This window comes from Streptomyces katrae (assembly GCF_000966975.1).
In the GTDB taxonomy this organism is placed as follows: Bacteria; Actinomycetota; Actinomycetes; order Streptomycetales; family Streptomycetaceae; genus Streptomyces; species Streptomyces katrae.
Genome location: NZ_JZWV01000425.1, coordinates 1 through 5,713 on the forward strand (window position 1 = coordinate 1; position 5,713 = coordinate 5,713).

Below are 5,713 nucleotides of genomic sequence, written 5' to 3' on the forward strand. Positions count from 1 at the left end.
CCCGTACGGCGGCCACGGCCGCGGTCGCACCCCGCTGGGTGTCGAGGGCGACCAGCCGTGCGACGGCCCCCGCGGCCAGGGGGACCAGCTCGTCGGGGTCGCCGGGCTCCGGCTCGGGCGCCGTCATGACAGCAGGCCCACGTCGACCGGACCGGGGCGGCCCTGACCGAGCCGGTTGAAGGAGGAGGCCACCTGGCTCAGCCACTCCACCTCGTCGCGGAAGTCCTCGTACGGGGGCCGCGCGGGGATCTCGGAGGCGTCGGCGCGCTCGGCCCGCTCGGACCGTTCCTCGGCCGGCCGGCTGAGGACGGCGCGCACCTGGAGGGCCTCGCCCAGCGGCGAGGTCGGGTCCTCGGGGAGGTCCAGGGAGCGGGCCACGCGGGAGAAGTCCTCCAGCGAGAGCGAGGTGCGCAGGATCAGCTGGCCGTCGCGGATCTCGATGACGCGGCGGTAGAGGCGGTAGTGCGGGTCCCGGGGCGGCACGAGGTCGCGCAGCCAGGACCGCGGCGGGTCCAGGGCGATGTCGGGCGAGGCCTGGTACAGCGCCCACCACAGGGGCCGCAGCCGGCGCCAGGAGCGGTAGGAGCGGATCCAGCCGCGGGCGCGGGTGATGCGGATGCCCCAGGAGGGGATGGTCCAGCCGGCGATCTGGAGGAGGGCTCCGACGCTGCCGGCGGTCCACTGGATGGGGTCGAGGGGGCTGCCGTCGTAGTCCAGGCGGGTCCCGGCGATCTGGACGCCACGGGTGACGCAGTAGACGAGGATCAGGCTGGCGCCGACGGTGACGGTGCGCATGCCGACCTTGAGCCACTGGCGGTTGGCCATGGTGGTGAAGCGCAGCGACAGGCGTACGGTCTCGAACTGCCCGACCGCGCAGATCAGCAGGTAGAAGGACATGTACACGGCGTATCCGCCGTGCTGGATGCTGAGCAGGATCGTGGAGGTCGCCGTCTCCGAGTGGGCCACGGGGCCGACGTAGAAGGAGGAGACGACGAGCACGGCGAGCGCGCCGCCGAAGCCGAGGACGCGCCGGCGTGCCATCCGCCGGGCCTCGGCGGGCGGTGAGGACCAGTAGACGAGGACCACCTGCTGGGCGGCGGTGAGCACCACGACCGCGGCCTGGGTGATCAGCGAGGTGATGTTGGGCAGCCCGAAGAAGGCGGAGATGTGCAGCCGCAGCAGGTCCAGGTCGACCAGGAAGCTGATCCCGGAGCAGAGGAAGTACGTGCACAGCGCCCACAGGGCGACGTCGTGCCGTCTGCGCAGCAGGTCCGGAAGGCGGTAGGCGAAGGCCGCGAGGCCGACGAAGGCACAGACCCACGCGAGGATCGTGTAGATCACGCCTGCCCCTGCTCGGGCCTGCCCAGGCCGCTCTCGATCCGGGCCACTATCTCCGCCGCCTCGTCCGGAACTCCCCAGGCCGGCTCGGTCCACCGCTTGTTGGCCCGGGCCAGGATGAGGGAGGCCATCGTCTCGGCCTCCTGCTCCTCGTCATCGCTGTAGCGGGAGCGCATCAGCACGCTCCGCACGGCCTCGGGGTCGACGTCGGAGAACGGCAGCCCCGCCCCCTCCGGCGCCCCCGCCCCGTCCGTCGCCGCCGTCCCGTCCGGCTCCCCCGTTCCGGGTTCGTCCCGGTCCAGTCGCAGGGACCCCTGGTGATCGAAGGCGATATGGGCGAGTTCGTGGGCGATGATGTGTTCCTTGTGCGACGCCGAAGCCGCCTTCTCGAAGGCGATGATGTCGAAGTCATCCGTTTTCAGCCATATCCCGAACAGGTGGCGTTCGGGAAATGCCGTGGGAATCAAATGGATGGGACGGCCGCGCTGCGCGCTGAGATACGCGTGGAGTTCGTCGATGCCGCAGCCGTGCTCCATGCCCCATTCCGCGAGCAGCCCCTCGCAGGTCCGGCGTACCTTCTTCAGCCGGCGCCTGAGCCTGCGGTCCTCCGACGCCGGTAACGCGGAGCCAGGTAACTTCATCCCTCAGTCCTCCGGCGAACCCAGCGGTCGACAACGCGGCCATGATGCCACACGGCCAACTGCCCACCATTCCCGTGGAGTTCTATCCGGCCATTCTCCAGGGACTTTCGACCCGCGGTACTCCGACGCCCGTTCAGCGGCCGGCGAGCACGCCCGCGACTCCCCGCGCGAGGCAGGGGATCCGCCCGGACTCGATGCCCGCGATGTTGATCCGCCCGGCGGTGGTCCCGTAGATGGCGTACTGCCTGCGCAGCCGGAGCATCTCCTCGGGGGTGAGGGGCAGCATCGAGAACATCCCCCGCTGCCGCACGAGCGAAGCCGCCTGCGCGCCCCAGCCGAGCTCCGCCAGTTCTGCGGCGAGGCTCGTGCGGTTGGCCTCGATGCGGCCGCGCATGGCGTCGAGCTCGGCCCGCCAGAGCGCGCGCAGCCCCTCGTCCTCCAGGACGGCCGTGACGACGGCGGCCCCGTGCTCGGGCGGCATCGAGTACAGCGTCCGGGCCGCGTTCTGCAGGGCCGTCTCGGCGTGCCGCACGGCCCGCTCCGAGGCGCCCAGGACGATGGCGCAGCCGGTGCGGTCGCTGTACAGGCCGAAGTTCTTCGAGCAGCTCACGGCGATGAGCATCTCCGGCACCCGCTCGGCGAGCAGCCGGGTGGCCCGCAGGTCGGCCTCCAGTCCGTCGCCGAGCCCGTGGTAGGCCAGGTCGACGAACGGCACCCAGCCGTCGCGGGCGGCCAGTGCGGCCAGCGCCTCCCAGTCCTCGGGCTCGGGGTCGACGCCGGTGGGGTTGTGGCAGCAGCCCTGGAGCAGCACCACGTCGTCGCGGCCCGCCGCCGCGAGGTCGCGCAGGACGCCCGCCGCGTCGAAGCGGCCCTCGGCGTCGCGCCAGCCGTAGGTGCGGACCTCCAGCCCGGCCGCCTCCAGGATGGGGCGGTGGTTGACGTACGCCGGGTCGCTGATCCACACGGTGGCGCCCGGGCGGGTGCGGCAGATCAGGTCCGCCAGCAGCCGCAGCGCGCCGGAGCCGGCGACGGTCTGGACGGCCGCGGCCCGGCCGGCCGGGCCCTGCGGGCCGGTGTCGCCCAGGACCAGGGTGAGCAGGGCCCGGTTGAAGGCGGCGTTCCCGGACAGGCCCCGGTATTCCTTGGACTCGGAGCGCTCCGCCAGCCGTATCTCGGCCTCGCGGACGGCGGCCATGACGGGGGTGCGGCCGGTGTGGTCGCGGTAGACGCCGAGCACCAGGTTCAGCCGCTCGGCCCGCTCGTCGGAGCCGAACTCGTACGTCAGGTCCCACAGCGGGTCGGTGGGCGGCGGGGGGAGGAGCTCAAGCATCTGCGGGGACCTCGGGACGGGGGCGGACGGAGGAAGGGGTACGGCCACGGGTACGGGTACGGGGCCCGGGGCGCCGGTTGGCGAGGACGACGCCGGCGGTGATCAGGGGGACGCCGACGAGTACGGCGGCGGTCGGGGACTCCCCGAGCACGGGGATCGCGAGCAGGACCACGGCCACGGGGCTGAGGCTGCCGACGACGGAGCTGCGCTCGGCGCCCAGCCGGCGGATGGCGAAGGCGTACAGCAGTCCCGCGCACAGTCCGACGCCGAGCCCCTGCACCACGAGGAACAGGGCGATGTCGCCGCCCGCCGCGTGCGCCAGGCCCGTCGGGAGGACCCCGGTGAGGACCAGCAGCCCGATCACGGCGAAGGACGGCAGGCACAGCAGGCCGATCGAGCCGACGGGGTCGAGGTCCACGTCGCGCAGCCCCACCGTGTACAGGGCCCACAGGCCGCTGGCCACGAGCAGGGTGCCGGCCCCCTCCAGCACGGCCGCGTCGACCGGGACCACGTAGCGCCACACGAGGGCGGCGACCCCGGCCGCGATCAGTGCCAGCCCGGCCACCTGGGCGCCCCGGGGGAGGCCGCGGCCGCGGGCGGCCATCAGGGCGGAGACGAAGAGCGGGACCATCCCGGGGACGATCGAGCCGACGAAGGCCGCCGAGGTCAGGGACCCGCCGTGCATGGCCGCCAGGAAGAAGGGCACCCCGGCCCCGCAGACGATCTTCAGGGCGGCGCCGGGGCGGACCGCGGCGATCCGGCGCCTGCGCCGCCACAGGGCGTGGGCCAGGACGAGGACGGGGACGCCGAAGCGCAGCAGGGCGGCGTCGGCGGGCAGCAGGGTCGAGGCGCTGAGGGCGCGGGCGCTGAGCGCGAAGGCGGCCCAGATCGCCACGGTCACGGCGAGGGCGAGCATGCCCTGGGCGTTCGGGGAGAGCCCGAACCGGCCGGTGTTTCCGGCCGGCGGGCCCGCCGGTTCGACAGGCGCGGACGCGCCGGTGGTTTTGGTCGCGACCAAGGGATGCACTCCAGCCTGTGAGAGCGGGCCGGTCCGGCCCGTTCACCGGCAACGTTAGGGCTTGGGCCGGGGCAGCCGATTGCCAGTTCTGCCGCTCGGACATACGTTTGGGGCAGGATCTGCCAAGAAACGCCGAAGAGGGCGCCGAGGAACCCCGGGAGTGGCCATGGACGCCGTCGACCTCCAGATCATCCGCGAGCTGCAGGCCGACGGGCGGCTCTCGAACCAGGACCTCGCCGACCGTGTGCGGCTCTCCCCCTCGCCCTGTCTGCGCCGGGTCCGCCGGCTGGAGGAGGCGGGCCTGATCCGCGGCTACACGGCGGTGGTGGACCAGGTGGCCTTCGGGCTGCCGATCACCGTCTTCGTGCGGATCCGGCTGGAGCGGCACACCAAGGAGGCGGTCGCCCTGTTCGAGCAGCACGTGGCGGTGATCGAGCACATCCAGGACTGCTACCTGATGGCGGGCAGCAGCGACTACCTGCTGCGGGTGGTCATCGAGGACCTGGAGGCGTACGAGGCCCTGGTCCGCCACCGGATCCACGCCATCCCCGGGATCGCCTCGATCGAGTCGAGCTTCGCCTTCGGAAGCGTCAAGCAGTCGCGCACCTACCCCCGGCCCACCCCGGGGGCGGCCGCACGGCCCCTCTGAGGGCCGCCGGGGCCGGGCGGCCGCTGAGGCTGGTGCCCGCGAGGGCCGGGCGCCCGCCGGGTGGGGTGCCCGAGAAGTCAGCCCTCGCCGCGGAAGTGCGCGACGGCGAAGGCGGCGAAGTCACGGACCGCGGCGGGCCGGAAGGCCTCGCGGTCGCGGACGAGCCACAGGACCCGGTGGCTGTCGGGGCTCTCCAGACGGGCCCAGGCCACCGTCGCGCGCAGGCCCGCGTCCCGTGCCATCCCCGGGAGCAGGGCGACCCCGAGACCCGCGCCGACCAGGTCCAGGAGTGCGCCGGGCTCGTTCCCCTCGCAGACGACCGTGGGCCGCAGGCCCTCCCGGGCGAAGAGCCGGTCGGCGAGTTCCCGCTGCCAGTGCCCCGGCCCCGGCGTGAGGAACGGCTCTCCCGCCAGCTCCGCCACGGCGACCCCCTCCCGCCCGGCCAGCCGGTGCCCGGCCGGCACGGCGAGCAGCACCTCCTCGCGCAGCAGCTCCACCGACTCCAGTCCCGGCCCGGCGAGCGGCTCGGAGGCGAGGCAGAGGTCCGCCTCCCGGGTGCGCAGCAGGTGCGCCATCGCGTCGGCGGGGCACTGGCGCAGCCGGAGGTCCACGCCGGGGCGGGCGCGGCGCCAGCCCGGGAGCAGGGCGGCCAGGGTCATCAGGGTCTCGGAGGCCACCGTCACGCTGCCGCTTCCGCTGCCGGCCGCCTCCGCCAGTTCGCGGCGGCCGTCCGCGAG

At 73.9% G+C, this 5,713-nt stretch carries 6 protein-coding genes; 1 reads left to right on the forward strand and 5 read right to left on the reverse strand.

What is annotated here, in order from left to right:
- Positions 1-123: 123 nt before the first annotated feature.
- The 4 genes from VR44_RS16280 to VR44_RS16295 form a co-directional block, all read right to left on the reverse strand.
- Positions 124-1,341, reverse strand: coding sequence for an MAB_1171c family putative transporter (locus VR44_RS16280; RefSeq protein WP_045948221.1), 1,218 nt, complete (start codon positions 1,339-1,341; stop codon positions 124-126).
- Complete coding sequence (locus tag VR44_RS16285) at positions 1,338-1,979, reverse strand: hypothetical protein (protein ID WP_045948222.1); 642 nt, start codon at positions 1,977-1,979, stop codon at positions 1,338-1,340. Before VR44_RS16285 ends, VR44_RS16280 begins: the two co-directional genes overlap by 4 nt.
- Before the next feature lie 133 nt (positions 1,980-2,112).
- The gene (locus VR44_RS16290) at positions 2,113-3,309 is read right to left on the reverse strand and encodes an amino acid aminotransferase (protein WP_045948223.1); all 1,197 of its coding nucleotides are present in this window, start codon (positions 3,307-3,309) and stop codon (positions 2,113-2,115) included.
- Positions 3,302-4,327: a DMT family transporter gene (locus tag VR44_RS16295; protein WP_245691862.1), complete on the reverse strand. Its 1,026-nt coding sequence runs from the start codon at positions 4,325-4,327 to the stop codon at positions 3,302-3,304. The genes VR44_RS16290 and VR44_RS16295 overlap by 8 nt, the downstream gene beginning before the upstream one ends.
- A 166-nt stretch (positions 4,328-4,493) precedes the next feature.
- Here VR44_RS16295 and VR44_RS16300 point away from each other — a divergent pair, with 166 nt between their 5' ends.
- Entirely contained in the window at positions 4,494-4,976 is a 483-nt protein-coding gene (locus VR44_RS16300; RefSeq protein ID WP_045948226.1) for an Lrp/AsnC family transcriptional regulator, read from the forward strand.
- Positions 4,977-5,053: 77 nt separating this feature from the next.
- Here VR44_RS16300 and VR44_RS16305 read toward each other — a convergent pair.
- On the reverse strand, positions 5,054-5,713 hold a 660-nt coding region (locus VR44_RS16305; RefSeq protein WP_045948224.1), incomplete at its 5' end, for a LysR family transcriptional regulator substrate-binding protein.

Bases quoted from the DNA above. Each gene is read 5' to 3' on its own strand.
- VR44_RS16290 (WP_045948223.1), bottom strand. From the start codon at position 3,309: ATGCTTGAGCTCCTCCCCCCGCCGCCCACCGACCCGCTGTGGGACCTG.
- VR44_RS16300 (WP_045948226.1), top strand. From the start codon at position 4,494: ATGGACGCCGTCGACCTCCAGATCATCCGCGAGCTGCAGGCCGACGGG.
- VR44_RS16285 (WP_045948222.1), bottom strand. From the start codon at position 1,979: ATGAAGTTACCTGGCTCCGCGTTACCGGCGTCGGAGGACCGCAGGCTC.